This is a genomic window from Xanthomonas hortorum pv. cynarae (genome assembly GCF_002939985.1).
Lineage (GTDB): Bacteria > Pseudomonadota > Gammaproteobacteria > Xanthomonadales > Xanthomonadaceae > Xanthomonas > Xanthomonas hortorum_D.
The window spans coordinates 1-511 of sequence record NZ_MDFM01000086.1; the positions used below are offsets into that span (position 1 = coordinate 1).

A 511-nucleotide genomic window follows, 5' to 3' on the forward strand; every position below is an offset into this window, starting at 1 on the left:
ATGATCTGAAAAAGCTTTCCAAATCCGCGCTCGGGAAAACGCTCGGCCAACTCGGACAACAGCGCAATAACCTCCTCATCCCGATCGGGACGGCGCCGATAACGTGCTGTCGAGCGAGCCACGCCAACCACCGCACAAGCCCGGCGCTCGCTCCAGCCATGCTGCTCGATGAGCCAGGCAAGAAGCGGGCGCTTATGCGCCGGGTCTACAGCTTTTTTGCGATGACATCCTTCAATGCATGGTTTTCCATCGCGAGATCGGCGTACATACGTTTGAGCTTGTTGTGCTCAGTCTCCAGGTCGCGGAGGCGTTGCACGTCAGCGGCCTCCATGCCGCCGTACTTGGACTTCCAGACGTAGTACGTCGCATCGGAAATGCCCAGCTCGCGACAGACATCCTTGACCTGGCGACCGCCCTCGACCTGCTTCAGCGTGGCGACGATCTGGCTCTCGGTGAACTTGCTCTTGCGCATGGTGGTCTCCTTGGTGGCTAGTGTGCCGGAGACCTCTAG

General features: G+C 59.5%; 1 pseudogene. It reads right to left on the reverse strand.

What is annotated here, in order from left to right:
- Positions 1-472 (reverse strand): annotated as a pseudogene (locus XcyCFBP4188_RS22335) (transposase); the annotation flags it as partial.
- Between the last annotated feature and the right edge of the window lie 39 nt (positions 473-511).